We start from the raw sequence: 25,638 nt of genomic DNA, 5'->3' as shown, positions 1-25,638 counted from the left end.
ATGCTGTCGCAGATTGATTATACCGTTGTACCAGCATTTGCATTGATTTTAGTACGTCTTGTGGCTTTTTTTGTTACGGTACCATTATTTTCTTACCGTAATGTACCGACAACATTCAAAATCGGATTCAGTTTCTTCCTTGCTATGATTATCTTCTTTACGATAGATCGGCCGACTGTTCCTGTCGACCACACGTATTTTTTATTACTTTTTAAGGAAGCGATGGTAGGACTGTCAATCGGACTGCTCGCTTTTATCGTGATTCAAGCAATCAATGTTGCTGGAGGATTAATCGATTTCCAGATGGGCTTTGCAATTGCCAATGTCATAGATCCTGTTACAAGAGCTCAAAGTCCTCTGACAGGACAATTTCTTTATACAATTGCTACGCTGTTTCTGCTGTCCGTCAATGGTCATTTGCTCTTGATTGATGGTATTTTTTACAGTTATCAGCTTATTCCATTGGATGAGATGGTGCCATTCGGTGATCAGTCGATTGTGGAGCTTGTACTTCGGTCATTTAGCCAAATGTTCCTTATTGCATTCCAGATGAGCATTCCGCTCGTCGGCTGTTTGTTCCTGGTCGATGTAGCTATAGGGATAGTTGCAAGAACAGTTCCGCAGCTGAACGTTTTTGTTGTAGGACCGCCGATTAAGATTTTGATAGCTTTTGTGCTTCTGTTTCTATCAATTGGCATCTATATGACAGTAGTTCGGCAGCTGTTCGACTACATGCTTGTAACAATGCGCGACCTGATGGTGCTGTTTGGAGGGGCTTAAATGAAATACCGTTTGGACCTGCAATTTTTCGCTGGTGAAAAGACAGAGAAGGCCACTCCGAAGAAACAGCAGGATACTAGAAAAAAAGGACAAGTGGCCAAGAGTCAGGATGTCAATACTGCCGTTTTGCTTCTATTTTCGTTAGGTGTCTTAGCGCTGATGGGCGGTTATTTCAAAAATCAGTTCCTCCAGCTCTTTAGACATGTATTCAGTCAATATCTCAATCAGGATATTACTGCGAATACAGTCCAGACACTTCTTGTTGAGATGAGTATATCTCTTGCGAAAATAGTCGGTCCGGTGATGGGAATTGCTATTCTGGCTGGCCTGGTCTCCAATTTTGCGCAGTTCGGTTTGCTTTTCAGCGGGGAAGCAATCAAGTTCGATTTGAAAAAAATCGATCCAATCCAAGGGGCAAAAAGGATTTTTTCGGTCCGGGCTTTGGTCGAGTTACTAAAATCACTGCTTAAGATTGGACTGGTCGGGGTAGTCGCGTTCTATGTTCTTTGGCAGAACTTGGATACTGTAATGACTATGTTCACGAAATCCCCTGAAAATGCCATGCAGTTTTTTGGAAAGATCACGTTGAACATGTGTTTTGCAGCAACGATTGCCTTGTTCTTTATAGCAGTTCTGGATTATGCCTATCAGCGATTTGATTTTGCAAAGAACATACGGATGTCCAAGCAGGACATCAAAGATGAGTATAAGAACATGGAAGGAAATCCTTTGATTCGTTCCAAGATAAAAGAAAAACAGCGGCAAATGTCCATGATGCGAATGATGAGTGAGGTTCCGAAGGCGGATGTTGTCATCACGAACCCGACGCACTTTGCTATTGCTATTCAATATGACGACAAAAAGTCTGATACACCAATTGTGATAGCAAAAGGAATGGATCATGTAGCACTGAAGATCAAGGAAATCGCGAAGGCGAACAATGTAACAATGGTAGAAAACAGACCGCTGGCCCGCGGTTTATATAAGAATGTGGAGCTGAACCAGCCGATACAGGAAGAATTCTTTCAGGCTGTTGCGGAAGTACTCGCCTTTGTGTACCGCACGGAGCGTAAAATGTAAGAGAAGAGGAATTACAACATGAAATTTAAGGATATGTCAGTACTTATAGCAGTAATCTTAGTGATCGTCATGCTGATCATCCCGTTGCCGGATTGGCTTCTCAGCATACTGATCCTGACGAATATCTCACTTGCTTTAATCGTCATCCTGGTGGCGATGAATACTGAGGAAGCATTGCAATTCTCGGTTTTCCCTACCCTCTTACTTTTGCTAACGCTTTTCAGGCTGGCACTGAATATATCGACGACGAGAGCAATCCTTTCAGAAGGACATGCTGGCGGCGTTGTAGAGACTTTCGGCAGTTTTGTAATCGGAGATAATCCTCTGGTTGGTTTTGTTGTTTTTATCATCTTGGTCATCATTCAATTCCTGGTAATCACGAAGGGTTCGGAGCGAGTATCCGAGGTAGCTGCCCGGTTCACACTTGATGCGATGCCAGGGAAGCAGATGAGTATCGATGCCGATTTGAATGCGGGTATGATATCCGATATTGAAGCGAAAAAGCGCCGTGAAAAAGTAGAAAACGAAGCAGATTTTTACGGAGCAATGGACGGTGCGAGTAAGTTCGTAAAAGGGGATGCCATTGCTGGAATCATTATCGTTTTAATCAATATCGTATTCGGATTGATTATCGGGATGATGCAAATGGGAATGAGCTTCCAAGATGCCATCAATACATTTATGCGCCTTACTATCGGTGATGGACTGGTTACGCAAATCCCAGCTATTTTGATCTCTACCGCAACAGGAATCGTGGTGACAAGGGTAGCTTCAGAAGGTAATCTGGGCAGTGATGTAACAAAGCAGCTGTTCCGATACCCGACTTTGTTATATATTGCAGCAGGGGCTATCTTCATGCTCGGTTTGACACCGATCAACTTTTTCCTGACAACTACGATTGCAGCCATTCTTGCTGGAACTGGTTATTTCTTGTCCAACATTCAGAAAAAGCAGGAGAATGTGGCAGAAGTGGCAGAGGAAGTACAAGAGGAAGCAACGATGAAGTCTTCGGATAATGTTGTGAATCTATTGAGCATGGATCCTATTGAATTTGAATTCGGTTATGCGCTTATACCGCTGGCTGATACGAATCAAGGAGGCGACTTGCTGGATCGGATTGTCATGATCCGTAAACAGCTTGCAATCGAGCTGGGTATTGTTATTCCGGTTGTGCGGATACGCGATAATATTCAGCTTGGTCCAAATGAATATCGCTTGAAGATTAAAGGAAACGAAGTTGCTGCTGGTGAAGTACTGCTGGATCACTACCTGGCAATGAGCCCAGGTGTGGAAGATGACGGACTGGATGGAATTGAAACACTTGAACCAGCTTTCGGTCTGCCGGCTAAGTGGATCAGCGAGGAGACAAAGGATGATGCCGAGCTTTCAGGCTATACGGTCGTTGATCCTCCTTCTGTCGTATCGACCCACCTTACGGAAACAATTAAGCGTCATGCACATGAATTACTTGGCAGACAAGAAACAAAGCAGCTTATCGATCATCTGAAAGAATCATACCCAATATTGGCAGAAGAAGTCACACCGGATCCGCTGTCGGTCGGAGATGTGCAAAAGGTGCTTGCCAAACTGCTGCGTGAGCATGTGTCGGTAAGAAATCTGCCAGTTATATTCGAGACTTTGGCTGATTTTGGCAGGATGACAACGGATACGGATTTGCTGGCGGAATACGTGCGGCAAGCGCTTGCTCCGCAAATTACAAAGCAATATGTACAAAACAGTCAGCCGCTGCAAGTCATTACGGTATCTGGGGCTGTGGAAAAGATCATAGCAGATCATATCCAGCAAACAGAACATGGAAATTATTTATCCCTGGATCCGGAATCCCAGCAGAAAATCGTCCAGTCAGTGATGGAGCAAGCAGAACGTTTGTCGTTACGGGAAGAGACAGTCATCGTGCTGTGCTCTCCGACAATCAGGATGTATGTTCGCCAGCTGCTCGATCGCAGCTTGCCGCATGCAGTGGTTCTATCGTACAACGAATTGGATAATACAACAGAAATCAAGAGTGTCGGGATGGTGAATGTTGCATGAAGATGAAGAAATATATAGCTGCGACAATGCCCGAGGCAATGATTCAGATTAGACGTGAACTAGGTAAGGATGCAGTCATCCTTCGAACAAAAGAACTGAAAAGCGGCGGATTTCTCGGACTTTTTAAAAAGAAGCGTATCGAAGTCATTGCGGCATTGGATCAACAGGATACGGCCAGCAGTAAACGTACAGGGCCAAAGCCATCCATTTCACCCGCCGTGTCTCCTGAAAAAAAAGAGGCAAACACAGGCGGAGCAGATTTTACAGCTGAAATTGACGCTTTAAAAAAGGAGTTAAGGTCAGCGCTTTCCAGCCAGACCCGGCATTATGCTCTGCCATTGCAAGGACTGTATGATCGGCTTCTCCATAATGAAGTTCATCCTCAAATCGCTTCTGGACTTATGGAACGTGTCTTGGAAGACAGTGCGAGCAAGGAAGTCGAACAAGCACTGCTCGAAACGTTAGTAAAGCGGTTTGAAAAAGTACAGCAGCCCACAAAGTTCGAAAAGAAATTCATACATTTAGTAGGTCCTACTGGGGTAGGTAAGACAACCACGATTGCCAAGCTTGCCGCAAAAAGTGCTCTAGTCGACAAAAAAAGAGTTGCATTTATTACAACGGATACTTATAGAATTGCTGCTATCGATCAATTGCGCACATACGCCAAAATATTGGAGGCTCCGCTTGAAGTTGCTTATTCGCTTGAAGATTATCAAGCAGCAAGGGAGAAGCTTGCAGATTATGACTTGGTATTCATCGATACAGCAGGAAGGAACTTCAAAGATTCTGCTTATGTAAAAGAGCTTGAGCGCACGCTTGACTTGCAGCATGAAGCGGAGACGTATCTGACATTGGCCATAACTACAAGAGCTAGTGATCTGTCTGAGATTTATGAACAATTTGCACATTTGCCGATCAAGCAGTTCATTTTTACAAAGTTAGATGAAGCAAGCCGTTACGGAGGCATTTTGAATTTGATTCAGCAAGCACATATCGGTGTGGCCTATCTTACCCACGGCCAGGATGTGCCGGATGATATTATCGCTCCTTCAGCTTCTTACTTGGCTAAACGTGTGATGGAGGCGACAGCTCGTGCATGACCAAGCGGCTAAACTAAGGGCAAATGTGCAGCGCATGACAACTGGTCGTACGATAGCTGTTGCCAGTGGAAAAGGCGGCGTCGGCAAATCGAATTTCGCTCTGAACTTTTCTTTAGCTTTAAGCAATCTTGGGAAAAAGGTTCTGCTTATTGACTTGGATTTAGGAATGGGAAATATCGAAATATTGTTAGGTACTTCGGCCAAGCATTCTTTTGTAAAAATGATTCAAAACCGCTTAAAACTTGAACAAATAGTGGAAGCAGGGCCGGATGGTCTTGATTTTATCGCTGCTGGTGCGGCGATAAATGAACTCTTTCAGATGGACAATGCCGGATTTGTCCACTTCCAAAAAGAGTTTGAAAGAGCGCAGCAGATGTATGACTATGTTCTACTGGATATGGGTGCCGGGTTGACGGAAGAGAGTGCATCGTTCATTTTAGCAGCAGATGAAAGTATTGTTGTAACGACAACCGAACCTACAAGCATGATGGACGCATATGCATTGATCAAGCATTTGATGCAGCGGGACGCTGATTTGCCGATGTATCTACTTGTGAATCGGGCGATGGATAAGCGCGAGGGACAGGATACAGCAGCTCGGATGAAGGAAGTGATACGAACATTTCTTCATGCTGAGGTAATGCTTTTGGGTATTTTGCCTGAAGATAAGCAGGTCCCAAGATCGGTGAAAATGCAGGAGCCATTCATCAATCAAAAGGATTCAAAAGCAGGAACTAGCATCAAACAGCTCGCAGCCAGCTATCTGACACCTGCAGCAGAGACAACAGCTAAAGAAAGAACATCATTTATAGGCAGATTGAGAGATATTTGGATGGGAGGTACTCGCAATGGGAAAGATCCGCGTTTTGGTCGTTGATGATTCCGCTTTTATGCGGAAGATCATTTCAGATTTACTGAGCAGTGATGATCGGCTGGAAGTCATCGGAACAGCCCGCAACGGCAAGGATGGTCTGGAGCAAATCAGTCAACTGAAGCCGGATGTAGTGACGATGGATGTAGAAATGCCGATCATGAACGGACTGGATGCGCTGAAGCAAATCATGCTGAAGCAGCCGCTCCCGGTTGTTATGCTTTCCAGCTTGACTAAGCAGGGTGCAGATATGACGATACATGCCATGTCACTTGGAGCAGTGGATTTTATTGCAAAACCGTCTGGTTCCATATCCTTGGATCTCGATAAGGTCCGGGATGAACTGGTCGTCAAAGTTGTGGCAGCAGCATCCTCCCGACTTTCAATCAAAGAGCAAGTAAAAGCAGCGGAAGTAAGGGTTTTCGCAAAAGCTCCTGAGAAAAATCGTGCTGATCGTAGTTTGGTAGCTATCGGCACTTCCACTGGAGGTCCGCGAGCTTTACAGGAAGTTATCGGGAAACTGCCATCGACACTTGCTGCTCCTGTGGTTGTCGTCCAGCATATGCCGGTAGGGTTCACGAAGTCTTTGGCAGAAAGGCTGGATAGTCTCAGCGCAATCAAAGTCAAGGAAGCTGAACAAAATGAAACATTAAGAAATGGCGTAGTTTATATTGCACCAGGAGGATATCATCTGACTACTGTGCAAGCAGACAGCAGGCTTATTGCCAAACTGACATTGGAAGACCCTGTGAAAGGGCATAGACCTGCTGTGGACCGAATGTTTGAATCAATAAGCAGTCTGGAAAACGTGGATGTATGCACAGTCATCATGACGGGCATGGGAGCGGATGGAACAGAGGGTCTGAGAAAAATAAAGGACAAGCTGCCATCTGTCTACAGCATCGGTGAATCGGCAGAGTCTTGTGTTGTTTACGGGATGCCGAGGGCTGCTGCTGAAGCGGGGCTGCTGCACCATGTATGTCCGGTCCAGTCAATCGCCTCGGCAATCCAGCAGAGAATCAATCTATTAGAGGGGGTCAACAAATGGAAGTAGATCAGTATTTAGGTGTATTCATCGAAGAAAGCAAAGAACATCTTCAAGCCTTGAACCAGCATTTGCTGGAACTTGAAAAACAGCCGGAAGACATTGGAGTAGTCAATGAAATTTTCCGTTCCGCTCATACGCTAAAAGGCATGTCTGCTACGATGGGGTATCAGGATTTGGCCAATTTGACACATCAAATGGAAAACGTTCTTGATGCAATTCGTAATCATCAGATTAAAATCAATCCGGATATACTGGATGTAGTTTTTGACGCTGTAGATAGTCTGGAAGAAATGGTACTAGATATTGAATCCGGCGGAGCAGGAACAAAAGAGGTAAGTGAATTGGTCAATCAGCTTGCTGCAATTGAGTCTGGTGAAGCGCCGCTTCAAGCTGCTGCAGCAGTTGCAGAGGAAAAGGCAAGTGATACATCAGGACTTATATTGGATGAATTCGAACTAGCCGTGTTGCGGGAAAGCGAAGAAAAAGGATTCCAGAACTTCTATACAAAAGTCACATTGCGCGAAGATTGCATGCTTAAGGCTGCGCGGGTTTACATGGTGTTTGAAGTACTTGAGTCCTTGGGGGAAGTCGTTAAGAGCAATCCGGATGTTTCCCAGCTGGAGGATGAGGAATTCGATCTGACATTTGAAGTATTACTTGTAACAAAAGAGTCAAAAGAACTTATCGAGGAAAAGGTCCTGAAAGTATCTGAGATAGATACTGTTTCCATTCAAAACTTCTTCATCGATACATATAAACAGACGCAAGATGAAGTGCAAGAAGAAATAATTGCTTCTGTGGCTGAAGAAAAGGCAGAAGCAGCCACGCCAGAGAAAAAAGCCCAGCAAAGCAACAAGACGATCCGCGTGAATATAGAACGACTTGATATTCTGATGAACTTATTCGAGGAATTGGTCATAGACCGCGGAAGACTTGAGCAAATTGCGGAGGATGTAAAGCATCCGGAGCTGCATGAAACAGTGGAGCGGATGGCGAGAATTTCGGGGGATCTTCAAAGTATCGTACTGACAATGCGGATGGTATCCATCGATCAAGTGTTTAACCGTTTCCCGCGTATGGTGCGCCAGCTTGCAAAAGACTTGGGTAAGAAAATCGATCTTCAGATCGAAGGTGCTGAAACAGAGCTTGACCGTACAGTCATCGATGAAATTGGTGACCCGCTTGTACACTTGATCCGCAATAGTCTGGATCATGGTATTGAAACTCCGGAAGTACGACGTGAGCTAGGCAAGCCAGAAACAGGAACAATCAAACTGAAAGCCTACCATTCTGGAAATCATGTTTTTATTGATATTACCGATGATGGAGCAGGGATTAACCGGAAGAAAGTAACGGAAAAAGCAATCAAAAATGGTCTTATCACAAAAGAACAAGCAGCAATTATGAATGACAACCAAGTGTTCGGTCTTATCATGGAAAGCGGCTTCTCCACTGCTGAAACTATTTCCGATATTTCCGGTCGCGGCGTAGGACTGGATGTTGTCAGAAATACAATTGAATCCCTTGGCGGAACAATTACAATCAATTCCGAAGAAGGAAAAGGATCATTGTTCAGCATCGAGCTGCCACTGACACTATCCATCATCAGTGTCTTGCTTGTGGAAATACAAAAAGAGAAGTATGCTGTACCGCTATCTTCCATCATCGAGACAGCGATTATTCCGAAAGCGGATATCATGCATGTCCATAATCAAGCAGTAATTGATTTCCGTGGCAGGGTAGTGCCGCTTGTATCTTTGAAAGATGTTTTCCAAGTACCGGAAGTAAAAGAAGAGACAGATTATTATTCTGTCGTAATTATTAAAAAAGGCGATAAATCAGCAGGATTGATTGTCGATGGATTCATTGGTCAGCAGGAAATCGTCCTTAAATCCCTAGGAAATTACTTGACTGAGATTTTTGCTATCTCTGGAGCTACTATCCTGGGAGATGGCCAAGTAGCACTGATCATCGACAGCAATGCGCTAATTAAATAAGGAGGGTTCATCATGGCAGAAGAAATCGTACAAGATGTGAAAGTTATTGTTTTTCAGTTGAAAAATGAGGAGTATGCAGTACCTGTAACACAAGTAGGCTCTATTGAAAAGATGGAACACATTACTAGAGTCCCGAATACGGAGAGCTTCATCAAAGGTGTTATCAATATGCGCGGAGTGGTGACACCAATCGTTGATTTGAGAAGCCGACTCGGGCTTGAAGAAACGCCAGTAGATGATAATACAAGAATCATCATTGTGGATCTGGACGACACATCAATCGGTTTGATTGTGGATGCGGCCAATGATGTAGTCGATATTCCAGTAGACAAAATAGAAGAAGCTCCTCAAGTAATTGGTGCAATCAATGTTGATTATATCGATGGTGTTGTGAAACTTGAGGACAGACTTGTCATTTTGCTAGACCTTCGAAAAGTATTGAAATTCCATGAAATTGAAGCAATCAAATCTATCGAAAACTAATGTATGATCTTCAGAATATTACGGACGATCAACTGGATGCACTGAAAGAAGCAGGAAACATTGGGGCAGGCAATGCAGCTACGGCGCTGTCCACTTTGCTCCGCCAAGATATCGATATGAACGTGCCAGCTGTCCGAATCTGTCACTTTAATGAATTGATTGAATCAATTGGCGGGGCTGAGCAGCCGCTTGCCGCTATCTACCTCAGGATTCAGGGAGATGCGCCGGGAAATATGTTCTTTTTGCTCCAACCAGCTGAAGCAGAGTTATTCGTTCATTTTATAACTGGAAATGAAAGCTTTTCATGGTCTAACACGTCCAATGATGATATCAATCTCTCTGCTTTGCATGAAATGGGAAACATCCTGGCAGGAAGCTATTTATCTGCAATCAGCGACTTCGCCAAAGTGAATATGCAGCCATCGGTACCGCAAATCAGTGTCGATATGGGGGGCGCCATTTTGGCAAATGGTTTAATCGAGATAGCCCAGGAAAGTGATTATACAGTTGTCATTGATACGGTCATCTCACTGAGTGATCCGAATCAGCAGCAGCATATGGTCGAGGGGAAGTTTTTGCTGCTGCTTGATCCGGATGCATTTGGTCATTTATTTCATGCTTTAGGAGTCGAGGATGATGACTGAAGCCGAAATTTTGCATGTAGGGATAGCCGATGCAAAGATCGCCGTCTTTCCGCAGCTTCTTCGAACAGCTGGGCTTGGGTCTTGTGTTGGAGTTGTCGTATACGATAAACAAAAAAAGATTGCTGGCATGGCGCATGTTATGCTGCCTGACTCCAGCTTGGCAAAGCAGACTCAGATGAACCGTAACAAATATGCGGATACAGCCATGGACGACTTGATTGCCAATTTAGTGCGGAACGGGGCAAGCAAAAGTCGCTTTAAAGCGAAGCTTGCGGGCGGCGCACAAATGTTCTCCTTCATGTCAAGCGACGAGAAAATGAGGATAGGTCCGCGTAATATAGAAGCAGTAGAGCAGAAGCTTCGGGAATATCGCATCCCCATCGAGAGTAAGGATGTCGGGGGGAGCAATGGACGTACGATTGAATTCAATATAGATACATGTGGTTTGAGAATCAAAACAGTAAGCAAAGAGGAAGCGATCATATAATGGAGCAGCTTCATTCTTATGACGTAACAGCAAACAAAGGAGGGAGTTTCATGATCAATTATGGATCAGAAACAGAACAGCAGTATTGGAACAGCTGGTTTTATAAAAAAGATAGCGAAGCTGCCAATGAATTGATGCGGATGTATATGCATGTAGTCGATTACCATACGCAGCGCATCGCTGCGCACCTTCCCTCCAGTGTGAGCAGGGACGATGTCAGAAGCTTCGGTTACACAGGATTGTATGATGCTTTACAAAAGTTCGAGCCAAGCCGTGATTTCAAATTCGAAACGTATGCTTCCTTCCGGGTCAGAGGTGCCATCATGGATGGTTTGCGGAAGGAAGATTGGCTTCCCCGAACAGTACGTGATAAAGTGAAGAAAATAGAAGCGGCTGCAAGCCTTCTTGAGCAATCACTGGAACGGAAGCCGACCAGTAGTGAGATTGCGGAGCGGACCGGCTTGAGTTGCGAGGAAGTAGAAGAAGCGGTGCGTGATGCGTTGTTTTCAAATGTTCTCTCCATGGATGACAAGCCAGCCCGACCAAAGCAGGACAAGCAGGATACAAGCTATGTTCTTCCCGATCTCAAGACACCGCAGCCAGAAGATGCAATGCTGCAAAAGGAACTCATTCTTCAGCTGACAGACAGTATCAAGCAGCTGAACCAGCACGAACAGCTAGTTGTCAGTCTTTTTTATAAGGAAGAACTAACGTTCACGGAAATCGGACACATACTGGAATTGACAACATCACGAATTTCACAGATCCATAAACGCGCCATATTCAAATTACGGGAATCTCTAGCAAAGCTTTCAGCGATCAGCTGAAAGCTATTTCCGATTTTATATAGAAAGAAGGTTTTTCATGCTCACACTACTAGTTTGTGCCAGTCTGCTCCTCCATGTATTGACCTTCATTGCTATCCGCGCATTGCAATCAAATATCCAGCAGCAGGAAAGCCGGCATCAAAAGGACAAACAAGCGTATGAATCGATGCTCAGCTCCATACTTGAAGAGCTGAGGGAGGAAAATGATCGGCTTCTGCAAGCAGAACCCAAGTCAGGGAAACCACGTACGGAAACAGCGGAGGAGGATAAACCCGCTCCAGCTGCAGAAGAGGACATTGCTCCAGAATCTGATTACGCTCCGCCGCAGCCGATAGAAGAAGAAGATCAAGTGTCCATGTCCAATCTTGGGCGAGTCCTACAGCTTCATGATCAGGGGAAGGCTTCTGCAGAGATTGCAAAGCAGCTTGGAATGGGGAAAACGGAAGTAGAATTGATATTATTAATGAAGAAAAATGGATAAAATGCTAGAAAAAGCTGAGAAAGTTTAAAAACATGTCTAAGATGCTTGATTGATGGTTATAGCTGTGCTATATTTATTTTTGGTGTTAATACACACGTCTGCCGATTTTTACGGGAGGTGCTGATATTATGTCAGTTCCCGATAAAAGATGAAGCAGTCGGAGGAGAAAAAACCATTAGGAGGAAACACTATGTCAGTCATTTCAATGAAACAATTGCTTGAAGCTGGTGTTCATTTCGGTCACCAGACTCGCCGTTGGAACCCGAAAATGAAGAAATACATCTTCACAGAGCGTAACGGCATCTACATCATCGACCTTCAGAAAACTGTGAAGAAAGTCGACGAAGCGTACAACTACGTGAAAGAACTTGCTGCTGATGGCGGTACAATCCTATTCGTAGGTACGAAGAAACAAGCACAGGAATCTGTGAAAGAAGAAGCGATCCGTTCTGGTCAGTACTTCGTTAACCAACGCTGGTTGGGTGGTACGCTTACTAACTTCCAGACAATCCGCAAACGTATCAACCGCTTGAAATCCATCGAGCGCATGGAAGAAGACGGTACTTTCGAAGTACTTCCTAAGAAAGAAGTAGTAGGTTTGCTTAAAGAAAAAGAACGTCTTGTTAAATTCCTTGGCGGTATCAAAGACATGGAAAGAATTCCTGACGCTCTATTCGTTATCGACCCACGTAAAGAAAGAATCGCAATTGCAGAAGCTCACAAATTGAACATTCCAATCATCGGTATCGTTGATACTAACTGTGATCCGGACGAAATCGATTACGTGATCCCTGCGAATGACGACGCTATCCGCGCTGTTAAATTGCTTACTTCCAAAATGGCGGACGCTATCCTGGAATCCAAGCAAGGTGAAGAATTGGAAGACCAAGAAGCTCCAGCTGAAGAAGCTACAGAAGCTGTAAGCGAGTAATGGATGAAGGGTGATAAGGGGGGACCTTTTATCACCCTTTTTTCAAGAAATAAATTGTCCAAACCCTAAGGAGGCATTTACGATGGCAATCACGGCACAAATGGTAAAAGAATTGCGCGAAAAAACTGGCGCAGGTATGATGGATTGTAAAAAAGCTTTGACTCAAACAGATGGTGATATGGAAAAAGCGATCGACTACCTTCGTGAGAATGGTATTGCGAAAGCAGCTAAAAAAGCGGATCGTATCGCTGCAGAAGGTTTAACTTTCATCGCTACAGAAGGTAACAACGCTGTATTGCTTGAAGTAAACTGTGAAACTGACTTCGTTACAAAGAACGATCAGTTCAAAACACTATTGAACGATCTTGCTCAGCATATCCTTACTAACAAACCAGCTAGCGTAGAAGAAGCTTCAGATCAAAAAATCAACGCTGACCAAACTGTTGGTGAGTACATCAACGCTGCTATCGCGAAAATCGGAGAAAAGATCTCTCTTCGCCGCTTCGCACTTGTAAGCAAAGAAGACAACCAAGCATTCGGCGCATACTCACATGGCGGCGGACGTATCGGTGTATTGACATTGCTTGATGGCACAACTGATTCTGAACTTGGTAAAGATATTGCAATGCATATCGCTGCAGTAAACCCTCGTTACGTTTCCCGTGATGCAGTTGCTGCTGACGAAGTAGAGCGCGAGCGCGAAGTATTGAAAACACAAGCTCTAAACGAAGGCAAGCCAGAAAACATCGTTGAAAAAATGGTAGAAGGCCGCCTGAGCAAATTCTTCGAAGAGATCTGCTTGCTTGAACAAAGCTTCATTAAAGATCCAGATCAAAAAGTGAAGAAATACGTAACCGACAAAGGTGCTTCTGTAGTTAACTTTGTTCGTTATGAAGTGGGCGAAGGTATGGAAAAACGTGAAGATAACTTCGTTGACGAAGTAATGAGCCAAGTTAAAAAATAAGTACGACAAAAGAGGGGACACTTGGTGTTCCCTTTTTTACAAAATACATACCTTTGGAGGCAATGATGACTACAGCACGCTATAAACGAATCGTATTGAAACTAAGTGGAGAAGCATTAAGCGGTCAAGTCGGCTATGGTATTGAACCATCCGTCATCCGTTCCATTGCGGAACAAGTGAAAGAAGTAGCCGAAATGGGAGTGGAAGTTGCAGTCGTCGTAGGCGGCGGTAACATCTGGCGCGGAAAAGTCGGCAGCGAAATGGGAATGGACCGTGCAAATGCCGACTATATGGGTATGCTCGCAACTGTGATGAATTCACTAGCATTACAGGATAGTTTAGAGAACCTTGGTATTCCGACAAGGGTGCAGACATCTATTGAAATGCGCCAGGTAGCTGAGCCGTACATTCGACGCAAGGCGATTCGTCACCTTGAGAAAAATCGTGTTGTCATCTTTGCAGCAGGTACAGGAAACCCTTACTTCTCAACTGATACAACAGCAGCCTTGAGAGCGGCTGAAATCGAAGCAGAAGTGATCCTGATGGCAAAGAATAATGTCGATGGTGTATACAATGCGGATCCTAAATTGGTAGCAGACGCAGTGAAGTATGACTCCCTTACTTATTTGGACATCCTGAATGAAGGACTTGGAGTCATGGATGCGACAGCCTCCTCTCTATGCATGGATAATGATATTCCACTACTTGTGTTCTCTATCAGTGAAAAAGGAAACATTAAAAGAGCCGTATCCGGTGAAAGTATCGGAACGATTATCAGGGGGAATAAATAATGTCAACAGCAATCATTTCTGATGCAAAAAGCAAAATGGCACAGGCAGTGCAGGCTTTCTCCAGACAGCTGGCAACTGTACGTGCAGGACGCGCGAATCCGTCTCTTTTGGATAGTGTTTATGCAGATTATTACGGCGCTTCCACACCATTGAACCAGCTGGCAAGTATTACTGCTCCAGAAGCACGTATGCTCGTTATCACGCCTTACGACAAAACAGCAATCTCCGATATTGAGAAAGCTATCCAAAAAGCTGACCTTGGTCTATCTCCTTCCAGTGACGGTAACATAATCCGTCTTAGCATCCCTGCACTTACAGAGGAGCGACGCAAGGATCTAGGGAAAGTTGTTTCTAAATATTTGGAAGAGGCGAAAGTTCAAATCCGTAATATTCGCCGTGACAGCAATGATCAATTGAAGAAAGCTGAAAAGAATAAAGAAATTACAGCAGATGATTTAAAAGGCTTCCAGGATGAAGTGCAGACGGAAACAGATAAGCATATCAGCCAGCTTGAAGGTCTTGCTAAAGACAAAGAAAAAGAAATAATGGAAGTTTGACCCTTAACCATGTAAAATAAGTAGTACAAGACCCTCTTGCTAAAGGGGGTTTTTGCTCTTTTTGTGACATGTAAAGAGCAGTACTGCACAGGGCGCCTCTGGCTCTTTTCGGTCAGCAGAGAAAAAAGCCCAATGGAGGATTCAAAATGATTAAACTTCCTTTTTTCAATAGGAAAAGAAGAATAGAGTTACAGCCGTCGACACTAAAGCTTGAGAATATCCCGGGTCATGTGGCCATTATCATGGATGGTAATGGGCGCTGGGCCAAGAAGCGCGGCCTTCCACGGATTGCTGGGCACAAAGAAGGGATGACAACAGTTCGGCGAATTGTAAAGGCTGCAAACCGGATCGATGTGAAGGTATTGACACTGTACGCCTTTTCCAAGGAAAACTGGAAACGGCCGCAGGCGGAAGTAGACTTTTTGATGAAGCTGCCAAAGGAGTTTTTAACGACTTACTTGCCTGAGCTTATTGAAGAGAACGTAAAGGTACAGACAATCGGGGATTTGGACGGTTTGCCTTCCTTTACTAGGGAAGCAGTCAAGGAAGCGATGGAGCAGACGAAGCATAATGATGGTCTTATCCTTAACTTCGCATTGAACTACGGCGGACGATACGAGCTTGTGCATGCTGTGCAAAGTATGATGCAGGATATCTCTGACAAGAAGCTGCAAATGGGAGATATCGATGAGTCATGTATTTCCCGCTACCTGTACACAGAAAAATTAGCAGACCCGGATTTGATCATCCGTACTAGCGGCGAGCATCGATTAAGTAACTTTCTGCTTTGGCAGAGTGCTTATTCAGAGCTATGGTTCACGGAAGTATTATGGCCTGATTTCGATGAACTGCTGTTCGAACAGGCAGTCAGTGATTTCCAGAACAGAAAACGGCGCTATGGCGGTATTTGAGGTGAATAATTAACAATGAAGCAACGATTGATCACAGCGATTATTGCAGGCATATTCTTCATGATTTTCGTTTTGCTTGGGGGGGCATGGTTTGAAGCGTTCATTTATTTGATCGCTACCATTGCCTTCATTGAGCTGCTGCGTATGCGTAAAATCGCAAAATACAAGATACCATCCATCGTGAGTGTCCTGTTGCTATGGGGGCTTTTGGCCCCGGACCTGGGCATGATCAACACAATGTTCGATTTACATATCAATAAAACGGATATACTGTTATTTTCCGTTATCCTTCTCTTGAGCTACACGGTACTGGCAAAGAACCGGTTCACTTTTGAAGATGCAGGTTTCCTGCTGATAACAGTGGTATATATCGGTTTTGGCTTTCTCTATTTCATCATTACGAGGAATGCTCCCGATGAAATAATCGGTGGTCATATTGTAACGGGGTTGTCCAAGTTCATTTTTGTTTTGGTTGTCATTTGGGCAACCGATTCTGGGGCTTATTTCTTTGGAAGAGCTTTCGGTAAACATAAGCTATGGCCAACAATCAGTCCGAACAAAACAATCGAAGGAGGCATAGGCGGACTCGTTCTTGGCTGTGTGGCAGGAATTGTATTCCAATTCATTTCTCCTGTGAGCAGTTCTATTTTGATTGTTACGGGAGTGTGTATCCTGATTGCAGTATTCGGTCAGCTTGGAGATATGGTCGAATCAGCTTTTAAACGGCATTACCTTGTAAAGGATTCCGGGAAAATCCTGCCGGGCCACGGCGGAATTTTGGATCGTTTCGATAGTATGATTTTTGTTTTCCCAATCCTGCATTTAATTCAATTCATTTAATAGAGTATAAAGAGGAGCGTGTCCGATGAAAACAATCGCATTATTAGGTGCTACCGGCTCGATCGGTTTGCAGACATTGGATGTCATCCGCAATCACCCAGAAGCGTTTAAGCTGCATAGCATGGCGTTCGGCCGCAACATCGAAAAAGCACTGCCGCTAATCAAGGAGTTCGAACCTGCTGTAATAGTTGTACAGGATGAACAGACGAAAGAAAATCTTCAACAGACTCTTCCGCATGCAGAAATTCTGGTCGGTTCCGCGGGAATGGTAGCAATCTCTTCGGCAGGAGAAGTCGATGTCGTCGTAAATGCTGTCCTTGGCAGTATTGGACTGGAAGCGACGCTCGAAGCAATCCGTGCCAGGAAACAGGTAGCATTCGCGAATAAGGAAACGCTTGTGTCAGCCGGGCACCTTGTCATGGCTGAAGCGAAGAAGCACGGTGTCAATCTGCTTCCTGTAGATAGTGAACACGCAGCTATATTCCAATGCCTGAATGGAGAGAAGCTCGAGGATGTGAACAAGCTGATCATTACTGCTTCTGGCGGCAGTTTCCGTGATAAGACGAGAGATGAACTCAGACATGTCACATTGGAAGATGCTTTGCGCCACCCGAACTGGAGCATGGGGCAAAAAATTACCATCGATTCCGCAACAATGATGAACAAGGGATTGGAAGTCATTGAAGCACACTGGCTCTTTGGAATTGATTATGATGATATCGAGGTTGTCCAGCACCGCGAGAGTATCATCCACAGCATGGTAGAGTACAAGGATTACAGTGTCATTGCACAGCTTGGTACACCGGATATGCGGGTTCCGATCCAGTACGCCCTCACCTATCCTGAAAGACTTGATTTAGCTGTTTCAAAAAGGTTAAACTTAGTGGAAATAGGCAAACTCCACTTCGAAGAAATGAGTATGGAACGATTCCCTTGTTTGCGCATGGCATATGAAGCGGGCAGAGCCGGCGGCACTGCCACAACTGTATTGAATGCTGCAAATGAGGAGGCTGTAGCCCTGTTTCTTGCAGGAAAAATCTCTTTCCTGACAATTGAGGATTTTGTAGCGCGCGCATTAGATGCACATGCCTATGAATCTTTCCCTTCTTTGGAAACAATCATGGAAACAGATCGTCTCACGCGGAGTCAAGTGAGGTCCTATATCCAATAAAGGCAGGTGCCCATTGTGACAACTATTATTGCGTTTATCCTAGTGTTCGGGCTGCTCGTATTCGTGCATGAACTCGGACATTTGATTTTTGCGAAACGGGCTGGCATGCTAGCACGTGAATTCGCCATCGGTTTTGGACCGAAGATCTTTTCCTGGATGAAGAATGAGACATTGTATACGATCAGACTTCTTCCAATAGGAGGATACGTCCGCGTTGCCGGTGAAGATCCGGAAATCGTGGAATTGAAGCCTGGCCATCATATTGGTCTCGAATTCAATGACAAACAGGAAGTAACGAAGATTATCGTCAATAATAAATCCAAGCATCCGTATGCACGCGTTATTGAAGTTGAAAGTGCAGATTTAGATCATAGCCTGATGATATATGGTTATGAGATAGGGGAAGAAGAACGACTTTCCTTTCCTGTCCATGAGAAAGCGATGTACGTGATGGACGAGACAGAAACGCAAATCGCACCATATAACCGCCAGTTTGCTTCCAAGAATAAACGGCAGCGGGCGATGCAATTGTTTGCTGGTCCGATGATGAATTTCCTGCTTGCACTTGTGCTGTTTTTCATCCTTGCCCTTATCCAGGGTGTACCAGCTGATAATGCAGCTGTCGGTACAGTACAAGAGGGATCTGCAGCGCAAGAAGCGGGAATCCAATCAGGTGATGAAATCACAGCAATCGATGGAACACCTGTGCAGACATGGGATGAGTTCACAGCCATCGTTCGTGAAAATCCTGAAAAAGAGCTTGAGGCGACAATCGTCCGGGACGGTCAGGAACAGCAAATGATGATAACTCCTGCACTTGTGGAAAGCGGCGAGCAGCAAATCGGACAGATTGGTGTCACGCTTGCAATGGAGAAGAGTTTCTTGGGTGCAATTCCTTATACTTTCCAGCAGACGTGGGAATTCGGAACAATGATCATAACCAATTTGGGACAGCTCGTAACTGGTCAGCTTAGTATCGATGCGCTATCTGGACCAGTAGGTATATATGATGCGACAGATCAAGTAGTAAAAACAGGATTGATCAATCTTATTCAGTGGACAGCACTGCTAAGTGTCAATCTTGGAATCGTCAACCTCGTTCCGCTTCCTGCACTCGACGGAGGACGCTTGTTGTTCATCGGTGTGGAAGCACTAAGAGGCAGACCAGTTGAACCACAAAAAGAAGCAGTGGTCCATTTCATTGGATTCGCTTTGCTGATGCTTTTGATGATCGTGGTCACTTGGAATGATATACAGCGGCTATTTTTATGATGCAGAGGTGGAAGAATGCGACAAAGTAAAACATTTATACCAACGTTAAGAGAAGTTCCAGCAGATGCAGAGGCAATCAGCCATCAGCTGCTGGTCAAAGGCGGATATATCCGTCAGACAGCTTCTGGGATCTACAGCTACCTCCCGCTGGGTACAAAAGTGCTGCGAAAAGTGGAAGCGATCATCCGTGAGGAGTTGGATCGTACCGGTGCGAGTGAGATGCTCATGCCGGCACTGCAGCCTGCGGAGCTATGGAAAGAAACAGGCCGCTGGAAGGTTTATGGACCTGAACTGATGCGTCTGCATGACCGGAACAACCGGGAATTCGCGCTTGGTCCTACTCATGAGGAAGTTACGACTAGCTTGGTTCGAGATGAATTGAACAGCTACAAGAAATTACCGCTTACAGTGTATCAGATCCAAACGAAGTACCGCGATGAACAGCGTCCCCGTTTCGGCCTATTGCGCGGCCGGGAATTCATCATGAAAGATGCATATAGTTTCCATGCTGATTACGAGAGTTTGGATGAAGCTTATGAGACTATCTCTGATGCATATCACCGAATCTTTAAACGAGTAGGATTGAACTTCCGTGCAGTAGTAGCCGATTCAGGTGCAATGGGCGGAAAAGATACGCACGAATTCATGGCACTTGCTACTGTTGGGGAAGATACGATCGCCTTCAGTGATGTATCGGATTATGCCGCCAATATTGAAATGGCTGAAGTTATCGATCAAGGTCAAAAGCCTGAAACAGAAGCTCTTGCTCTTGAGAAGATTGAGACTCCAAATGTTAAGACCATGCAGCAAGTAGCTGATTATCTGGGTCATACACTTGAAGAAGGTCTTAAGGCAGTTGTATTTAAAGTGGATGACCGTCTTGTAATGGTCATTTCGCGCGGTGATCATGAAATCAATGACATTAAGGTGAAAAACCTTTATCAAGCACAAATTGTTGAACTTGCTGCTGAAGCGGAAGTAAAAGAACTTCTCGGCGCAGGTTTTGGATCTCTTGGTCCGATCAATGTACATGAAGATATCGATGTTATTGCGGATAATGCTGTTAAATATGTAGCAAATGTCACTTGCGGTGCGAATGAAGATGGCTTCCATTATAAAAATGTGAATCCAGAACGTGATTTCCAAGTGAAGCAATATGCTGATCTTAGATTCATCCAAGCTGGCGATCCATCTCCAGATGGACAAGGTACCATTCAATTTGCAGAAGGTATCGAGATAGGTCAGGTATTTAAGCTTGGTGAATTTTATGCAGGAAAAATGCAAGCTAAATTCCTTGATGAACAAGGAAAAGCTCAGAACCTGATTATGGGATGTTATGGAATCGGCGTGTCACGTACACTTGCTGCTGCTGTTGAACAGCATAGCAAGGAAGGTGCGATTGTATGGCCTAAATCCATCAGTCCATTCCAAGTACATCTGATCAGCCTTAACCCGAAAAAAGACGAACAGCGTGAACTGGCTGATCGTCTATATGAAAGATTACTTGAAGCGGGCGTCGATGTGTTGTACGATGATCGTAAGGAACGTGCCGGTGTCAAATTCGCAGATAGCGACTTGATTGGTATTCCAGTTCGCGTCACTGTAGGTAAACTTGCCGCTGATGCCCAAGTGGAAGTGAAGTTCCGTGATACAGAACAAGAAGCAGTTTCACATGAGAATGAATTGCTCGATCAAATAGCTGCTTACCTATAAAAATGTACAAGCCCTTGTCAATCCTTTGACAGGGGCTTTCGCAAGACCGCAGTACCAATAGCGGGGGAGGAGAAGTCATAATGAGTTTAAGCCGTAATGAGAAAATGGACATGCTCCTTGAGCAGATCCACTTAGATGAAGAAACCATCGCAGCTCATTTCAAAGAGAGTCAGCTGGAGAAATTGGAAGTCGACCCGAAAGAAAAATCCTGGCACTTTCATTTTCGATTGGCTAATCTGCTGCCTCCAACAATATATAAAATCTTCACTGCTAAGCTGACAGAAGCCTTTGCAGACATCGCTGTTGTGAATTGGTCGATTCGATGTGTCACAAACACAATGGAAGGTGACCACATCCAGGATTATTGGAAGGATTTCGTGCTGACTTATCCTAAACTGTCACCTGCCTATAAGGATCTTGTCCAAACACAGGTTCCAATGGTTAACGGTAATAAGATTATGTTAACTGCCAGGAATGAAGCAGAAGCAAGCGCTCTGAAAAAAAGACTTGAACCCGCTTTTCAAACGTATTGTGAGAAAATCGGTGCAGGACTTTACATGCTTACAGTTACTGTACAAGAACAAAACATGGAAGAACTGAATAAATTCCGTGAGCAAAAAGCACTTGAAGATAGCCTTCTTGTCCAAAAAGCGATCAAGGATTCTGAAGACCGTGCGAAGAAGCAGGATGAGGCTCCTCAAGGTCCTGTTATGATCGGTTATGCTATCAATGACGAAATCACACTTATGCAGGATATACAGGATGAAGAACGCCGCATGGCAGTTCAAGGGTATGTTTTTGATGTGGATATACGCGAGCTGCGCTCTGGACGTCATTTGCTCATCGCAAAGGTAACGGACTATACAGACAGTTTCCAAATCAAAATGTTCTCTAAAGGCAATGAAGATGCTGATAAATTCAAACAGCTCAAAAAAGGCATGTGGATAAAAGCACGAGGAAGCATCCAGACAGACAACTTCACAAATGAATTGACTATGATGGCAAACGATATCAATCAGATCACAGTCACCCTTCGCCGTGATGATGCCGAAGAAGGGGAGAAGCGTGTCGAACTGCATGCACATACGCTGATGAGTCAGATGGATGCTGTTACATCGGCTAGCCGTTTGATTGAGACCGCAGCTAGATTCGGACATGAAAGTATCGCGATCACGGATCATGCTGTCGTGCAGAGTTATCCGGAAGCCTTTGCTGCTGGTAAGAAAAATAATGTTAAAGTTATCTATGGATTGGAAGCCAACCTTGTAGATGATGGAGTTCCGATTGCTTACAACAGCAAAGATATTGACTTGGAAAAAGCGACTTATATTGTGTTTGACGTAGAGACGACAGGTCTATCTGCATCATACGATAAAATAATCGAACTGGCTGCGGTAAAATTCCATGACGGGGAAATCGTTGACCGTTTTGAACGATTTGCCAATCCGCACCAAAAGCTTAGTCAGACAATTATCGACCTGACAGGCATTACGGATGATATGCTCGTGGATGCACCTGAAATCGAGGATGTTCTGAATGATTTCAACGCCTGGATGGGTGACGATGTGTTGGTTGCCCATAATGCAAGTTTTGACATGGGCTTTTTGAATCAAGGGTTTAAGCGAATTGGTTTGAAGAAGGCGTCGAATGCCGTTATTGATACACTGGAGCTTGCCAGGTTCCTGTTTCCGCAGCTGAAGAACCACCGTCTGAATACACTATGTAAATTCCTTGATATCGAATTGACACAGCATCACCGGGCTATTTACGATACCGAGGCTACTAGCTACTTGCTTTGGCGTTTATTAAAAGAAGCATTCAATAAAGAAATCATGAATCACAATCAGCTTAACAACTATATGGGAGAAGGAAATGCCTACCAGCGTTCCCGTCCATATCATTGCACAATTTATGTACAGAATGAAACCGGCTTAAAGAATATGTATAAGCTCGTCAGCATGTCGCATGTTGATTATTTCTATCGTGTTCCGAGAATTCCTCGCTCGAAGCTGGAACAGCATCGGGAAGGCTTGATTATAAGCTCCGGCTGTGACAAAGGTGAAGTATTCGAGGCAATGATGCAAAAATCGAAGGAAGATGCAGCAGAAGCCGCAGCTTTCTATGACGTGATTGAAGTGCAGCCGCCGTCTAACTATTACCACTTGATTGAGAAAGAGCTCGTGCAGAATGAAGCCCATCTGTTTGACATCCTTCGCAACATTGTCGAGCTGGGCGATGATCTGGATAAACCAGTGGTAGCAACAGGAAACGTGCACTATATCGAGGAGCATGAAAAACAGTACCGAAACATTCTGATCAAGACACAAAATGGTAACCCGCTCAGCAGGCAGACATTGCCAGATGTCCATTTCCGTACGACAGCAGAGATGTTGGCATGCTTCGATTTCCTGCCTTCCGATAAAGCGAAAGAAATCGTTGTGACGAATACGAAAAAAGTGTCTGATATGATGGAAGATGTGAAACCGGTAAAAGAAGATTTGTATACACCTAATATTGATGGTGCAGAGGACGAGATGCGCCAGATGAGTTATGACCGTGCCCGAAGCATCTATGGTGATACATTACCGGAGATAGTTGAAAAACGTATCGAGAAGGAACTGAAAAGTATCATAGGTCACGGCTTTGCGGTTATTTATCTTATCTCTCATAAGCTGGTGAAGAAATCCCTGGAAGACGGATATTTGGTTGGTTCGCGGGGTTCTGTCGGATCATCATTGATTGCGACGCTTACGGATATTACCGAAGTTAACCCGCTGCCGCCGCATTATGTATGCCCAGGCTGTAAATATAACGAGTTCTTCAATGATGGGTCTGTCGCCAGCGGTTATGACTTGCCCGAGAAGAATTGTCCATCATGCGGCGAACCACTAAAGCGGGATGGACAGGATATACCGTTCGAGACTTTCCTTGGTTTCAAAGGAGACAAAGTTCCCGATATCGACTTGAACTTCTCCGGAGCTTACCAGCCGCAAGCCCATAACTACACCAAAGTGCTTTTCGGGGAAGACAAAGTCTATCGTGCCGGTACAATCGGAACTGTAGCAGAAAAAACAGCTTACGGTTATGTGAAAGGCTACGCCAGCGATAATCAGCTTCATATCCGCAACGCGGAAGTCGATCGTCTTGTGCAAGGTACGACAGGTGTGAAAAGGACAACAGGTCAGCACCCAGGTGGTATAATTGTTGTACCTGATGACCAAGATATATATGACTTCACACCTATCCAGTTCCCGGCTGATGACCGTAATTCAGAATGGAAGACGACCCACTTCGACTTCCACTCGATTCACGATAATCTGCTGAAACTGGATATACTCGGACACGATGATCCGACCGTCATCCGAATGCTTCAGGATTTATCCGGTATCGATCCGAAGACGATTCCGACGAATGATCCGGAAGTAATGAAGATCTTTTCCGGACCAGACGCATTAGGTGTGACGGCAGAACAAATTATGTGTAAAACAGGTACTCTCGGCGTACCAGAATTCGGTACCCGTTTCGTCCGCCAGATGCTGGAGGATACGAATCCATCCACTTTCGCAGAACTAGTTCAGATTTCCGGATTGTCCCATGGTACAGATGTATGGCTCGGCAATGCCCAGGAACTGATCAACAGTGGTATTTGCACATTGCCTGAAGTAATTGGCTGTCGTGATGACATCATGGTATATCTGATGCACCGGGGCCTTGATTCATCGCTTGCGTTCAAGATCATGGAGTCTGTGCGAAAAGGGAAAGGACTCCAAGATGAATGGGTCGAAGAGATGAAGAAAAACAATGTGCCGGATTGGTATATCGATTCTTGTTTGAAAATCAAGTACATGTTCCCGAAAGCCCACGCAGCCGCATATGTTCTCATGGCCGTACGGATTGCTTATTTCAAGGTCCATCATCCAATCCTCTTCTACGCTGCGTACTTTAGTGTACGTGCCAGCGATTTCGAGCTTGATACGATGATAAAAGGATCGGATGCGATCCGCCAGCGTATCAACGAAATCAATCAAAAGGGCCATGATGCTTCTCCAAAAGAGAAGAACCTTGTAACTGTATTGGAGCTTTCCCTCGAAATGTGTGAACGAGGCTTCCACTTCCAGCGCGTGGACTTGTACAAATCCAGTGCAACTGACTTTCTTGTTGACGGAGACAGCTTGATTCCGCCGTTCAATGCAATTGACGGATTAGGTACCAACGCTGCGCTCAATATCGTGAAAGTGCGGGAAGATGGGGAGTTCTTATCAAAAGAGGACTTGCGTGAAAGAAGCAGGATAAGTAAAACGGTATTGGAATATATGGATCAGCATGGCTGTCTGGAAGGAATGGCTGACCAGAACCAGCTTTCGCTATTCTAACAGGATTCTTGCCTAAATAAGAAACTTGTGGTATATTATCCAATAGCGGTATTGATACGAACCAGATCAAGAGTGGGATTACCCACTCTTTTTCATACCCATGGATTCGGCATCAAGTTTGTAAGGGGAGCGCCTCTTCGTTATTTTGTAGCAAAAAGCACATGATAAACATTGTTCCCTTGCTTCCATTTCGGGCAAGGGTTTTCTATTGAGAGGCGCACACTTACCCATTTTAAAAAGTAATATTCGCCTGAAAGCGTGCAGT

General features: G+C 44.7%; 22 protein-coding genes. All 22 read left to right on the top strand.

Annotated elements, in window-relative coordinates; all coding sequences use genetic code 11:
* The 22 genes from fliR (at position 1) to SFC25_RS04295 (ending at position 25,373) form a co-directional block, all read left to right on the top strand.
* Positions 1–780 (top strand): flagellar biosynthetic protein FliR, encoded by a 780-nt coding sequence (gene fliR, locus SFC25_RS04400; RefSeq protein ID WP_411214111.1) that lies wholly within the window; start codon positions 1–3, stop codon positions 778–780.
* The gene (flhB, locus tag SFC25_RS04395) at positions 781–1,860 is read left to right on the top strand and encodes a flagellar biosynthesis protein FlhB (protein ID WP_411214110.1); all 1,080 of its coding nucleotides are present in this window, start codon (positions 781–783) and stop codon (positions 1,858–1,860) included.
* Between the two features lie 18 nt (positions 1,861–1,878).
* Complete coding sequence (gene flhA / locus SFC25_RS04390; protein ID WP_411214109.1) at positions 1,879–3,912, top strand: flagellar biosynthesis protein FlhA; 2,034 nt, start codon at positions 1,879–1,881, stop codon at positions 3,910–3,912.
* Positions 3,909–5,012, top strand: a complete 1,104-nt coding sequence (flhF, locus tag SFC25_RS04385; RefSeq protein ID WP_411214108.1) for a flagellar biosynthesis GTPase FlhF — start codon at positions 3,909–3,911, stop codon at positions 5,010–5,012. The genes flhA and flhF overlap by 4 nt, the downstream gene beginning before the upstream one ends.
* Entirely contained in the window at positions 5,005–5,889 is an 885-nt protein-coding gene (locus SFC25_RS04380; RefSeq protein ID WP_411214107.1) for a MinD/ParA family protein, read from the top strand. Before flhF ends, SFC25_RS04380 begins: the two co-directional genes overlap by 8 nt.
* Complete coding sequence (locus tag SFC25_RS04375; RefSeq protein ID WP_411214106.1) at positions 5,861–6,937, top strand: protein-glutamate methylesterase/protein-glutamine glutaminase; 1,077 nt, start codon at positions 5,861–5,863, stop codon at positions 6,935–6,937. The genes SFC25_RS04380 and SFC25_RS04375 overlap by 29 nt, the downstream gene beginning before the upstream one ends.
* Entirely contained in the window at positions 6,928–8,928 is a 2,001-nt protein-coding gene (locus tag SFC25_RS04370; protein ID WP_411214105.1) for a chemotaxis protein CheW, read from the top strand. Before SFC25_RS04375 ends, SFC25_RS04370 begins: the two co-directional genes overlap by 10 nt.
* 12 nt (positions 8,929–8,940) lie before the next feature.
* Positions 8,941–9,411 carry a chemotaxis protein CheW gene (locus SFC25_RS04365; RefSeq protein ID WP_411214104.1) on the top strand — a complete coding sequence of 157 codons (471 nt, stop codon included), beginning with the start codon at positions 8,941–8,943 and terminating at the stop codon, positions 9,409–9,411.
* Entirely contained in the window at positions 9,411–10,055 is a 645-nt protein-coding gene (locus SFC25_RS04360; protein WP_411214103.1) for a chemotaxis protein CheC, read from the top strand. The genes SFC25_RS04365 and SFC25_RS04360 overlap by 1 nt, the downstream gene beginning before the upstream one ends.
* A complete protein-coding gene (locus tag SFC25_RS04355) occupies positions 10,045–10,542 on the top strand; it encodes a chemotaxis protein CheD (protein WP_411214102.1) in 498 nt (165 codons plus the stop codon). The genes SFC25_RS04360 and SFC25_RS04355 overlap by 11 nt, the downstream gene beginning before the upstream one ends.
* Positions 10,543–10,592: 50 nt before the next feature.
* A complete protein-coding gene (locus SFC25_RS04350) occupies positions 10,593–11,369 on the top strand; it encodes a FliA/WhiG family RNA polymerase sigma factor (RefSeq protein ID WP_411214101.1) in 777 nt (258 codons plus the stop codon).
* Positions 11,370–11,406: 37 nt separating this feature from the next.
* A complete protein-coding gene (locus tag SFC25_RS04345; protein WP_411214100.1) occupies positions 11,407–11,850 on the top strand; it encodes a DUF6115 domain-containing protein in 444 nt (147 codons plus the stop codon).
* A gap of 190 nt (positions 11,851–12,040) precedes the next feature.
* Positions 12,041–12,781, top strand: a complete 741-nt coding sequence (gene rpsB, locus SFC25_RS04340) for a 30S ribosomal protein S2 (RefSeq protein ID WP_095223141.1) — start codon at positions 12,041–12,043, stop codon at positions 12,779–12,781.
* An 82-nt stretch (positions 12,782–12,863) separates the two neighbouring features.
* The gene (tsf, locus tag SFC25_RS04335; protein ID WP_411214099.1) at positions 12,864–13,745 is read left to right on the top strand and encodes a translation elongation factor Ts; all 882 of its coding nucleotides are present in this window, start codon (positions 12,864–12,866) and stop codon (positions 13,743–13,745) included.
* A 65-nt stretch (positions 13,746–13,810) separates the two neighbouring features.
* Entirely contained in the window at positions 13,811–14,536 is a 726-nt protein-coding gene (gene pyrH / locus SFC25_RS04330) for a UMP kinase (protein WP_411214213.1), read from the top strand.
* Positions 14,536–15,093: a ribosome recycling factor gene (gene frr, locus SFC25_RS04325; RefSeq protein WP_411214098.1), complete on the top strand. Its 558-nt coding sequence runs from the start codon at positions 14,536–14,538 to the stop codon at positions 15,091–15,093. The genes pyrH and frr overlap by 1 nt, the downstream gene beginning before the upstream one ends.
* A gap of 146 nt (positions 15,094–15,239) precedes the next feature.
* Entirely contained in the window at positions 15,240–16,004 is a 765-nt protein-coding gene (gene uppS / locus SFC25_RS04320; protein ID WP_411214097.1) for an undecaprenyl pyrophosphate synthase, read from the top strand.
* Positions 16,005–16,019: 15 nt separating this feature from the next.
* A complete protein-coding gene (locus SFC25_RS04315; protein WP_411214096.1) occupies positions 16,020–16,844 on the top strand; it encodes a phosphatidate cytidylyltransferase in 825 nt (274 codons plus the stop codon).
* 25 nt (positions 16,845–16,869) lie between these two features.
* Positions 16,870–18,015: a 1-deoxy-D-xylulose-5-phosphate reductoisomerase gene (gene dxr / locus SFC25_RS04310; protein ID WP_411214095.1), complete on the top strand. Its 1,146-nt coding sequence runs from the start codon at positions 16,870–16,872 to the stop codon at positions 18,013–18,015.
* Between the two features lie 15 nt (positions 18,016–18,030).
* Positions 18,031–19,287: an RIP metalloprotease RseP gene (gene rseP, locus SFC25_RS04305; RefSeq protein ID WP_411214094.1), complete on the top strand. Its 1,257-nt coding sequence runs from the start codon at positions 18,031–18,033 to the stop codon at positions 19,285–19,287.
* Positions 19,288–19,302: 15 nt separating this feature from the next.
* Positions 19,303–21,000 carry a proline--tRNA ligase gene (locus SFC25_RS04300; protein ID WP_411214093.1) on the top strand — a complete coding sequence of 566 codons (1,698 nt, stop codon included), beginning with the start codon at positions 19,303–19,305 and terminating at the stop codon, positions 20,998–21,000.
* 80 nt (positions 21,001–21,080) lie between these two features.
* Positions 21,081–25,373: a PolC-type DNA polymerase III gene (locus SFC25_RS04295; RefSeq protein ID WP_411214092.1), complete on the top strand. Its 4,293-nt coding sequence runs from the start codon at positions 21,081–21,083 to the stop codon at positions 25,371–25,373.
* Positions 25,374–25,638: the final 265 nt, after the last annotated feature.

Source organism: Terribacillus saccharophilus (assembly GCF_046592595.1).
Lineage (GTDB): Bacteria > Bacillota > Bacilli > Bacillales > Amphibacillaceae > Terribacillus > Terribacillus saccharophilus_C.
This window is presented reverse-complemented; position numbering and strand designations above follow the sequence as displayed.

Excerpts from the sequence above, each read along its gene's own strand:
- fliR (WP_411214111.1), top strand. The coding sequence starts at position 1 with ATGCTGTCGCAGATTGATTATACCGTTGTACCAGCATTTGCATTGATT.
- flhB (WP_411214110.1), top strand. The coding sequence starts at position 781 with ATGAAATACCGTTTGGACCTGCAATTTTTCGCTGGTGAAAAGACAGAG.
- flhA (WP_411214109.1), top strand. The coding sequence starts at position 1,879 with ATGAAATTTAAGGATATGTCAGTACTTATAGCAGTAATCTTAGTGATC.
- flhF (WP_411214108.1), top strand. The coding sequence starts at position 3,909 with ATGAAGATGAAGAAATATATAGCTGCGACAATGCCCGAGGCAATGATT.
- SFC25_RS04375 (WP_411214106.1), top strand. The coding sequence starts at position 5,861 with ATGGGAAAGATCCGCGTTTTGGTCGTTGATGATTCCGCTTTTATGCGG.
- SFC25_RS04370 (WP_411214105.1), top strand. The coding sequence starts at position 6,928 with ATGGAAGTAGATCAGTATTTAGGTGTATTCATCGAAGAAAGCAAAGAA.
- SFC25_RS04365 (WP_411214104.1), top strand. The coding sequence starts at position 8,941 with ATGGCAGAAGAAATCGTACAAGATGTGAAAGTTATTGTTTTTCAGTTG.
- SFC25_RS04360 (WP_411214103.1), top strand. The coding sequence starts at position 9,411 with ATGTATGATCTTCAGAATATTACGGACGATCAACTGGATGCACTGAAA.
- SFC25_RS04355 (WP_411214102.1), top strand. The coding sequence starts at position 10,045 with ATGATGACTGAAGCCGAAATTTTGCATGTAGGGATAGCCGATGCAAAG.
- SFC25_RS04350 (WP_411214101.1), top strand. The coding sequence starts at position 10,593 with ATGATCAATTATGGATCAGAAACAGAACAGCAGTATTGGAACAGCTGG.
- SFC25_RS04345 (WP_411214100.1), top strand. The coding sequence starts at position 11,407 with ATGCTCACACTACTAGTTTGTGCCAGTCTGCTCCTCCATGTATTGACC.
- rpsB (WP_095223141.1), top strand. The coding sequence starts at position 12,041 with ATGTCAGTCATTTCAATGAAACAATTGCTTGAAGCTGGTGTTCATTTC.
- tsf (WP_411214099.1), top strand. The coding sequence starts at position 12,864 with ATGGCAATCACGGCACAAATGGTAAAAGAATTGCGCGAAAAAACTGGC.
- pyrH (WP_411214213.1), top strand. The coding sequence starts at position 13,811 with ATGACTACAGCACGCTATAAACGAATCGTATTGAAACTAAGTGGAGAA.
- frr (WP_411214098.1), top strand. The coding sequence starts at position 14,536 with ATGTCAACAGCAATCATTTCTGATGCAAAAAGCAAAATGGCACAGGCA.
- uppS (WP_411214097.1), top strand. The coding sequence starts at position 15,240 with ATGATTAAACTTCCTTTTTTCAATAGGAAAAGAAGAATAGAGTTACAG.
- SFC25_RS04315 (WP_411214096.1), top strand. The coding sequence starts at position 16,020 with ATGAAGCAACGATTGATCACAGCGATTATTGCAGGCATATTCTTCATG.
- dxr (WP_411214095.1), top strand. The coding sequence starts at position 16,870 with ATGAAAACAATCGCATTATTAGGTGCTACCGGCTCGATCGGTTTGCAG.
- SFC25_RS04300 (WP_411214093.1), top strand. The coding sequence starts at position 19,303 with ATGCGACAAAGTAAAACATTTATACCAACGTTAAGAGAAGTTCCAGCA.
- SFC25_RS04295 (WP_411214092.1), top strand. The coding sequence starts at position 21,081 with ATGAGTTTAAGCCGTAATGAGAAAATGGACATGCTCCTTGAGCAGATC.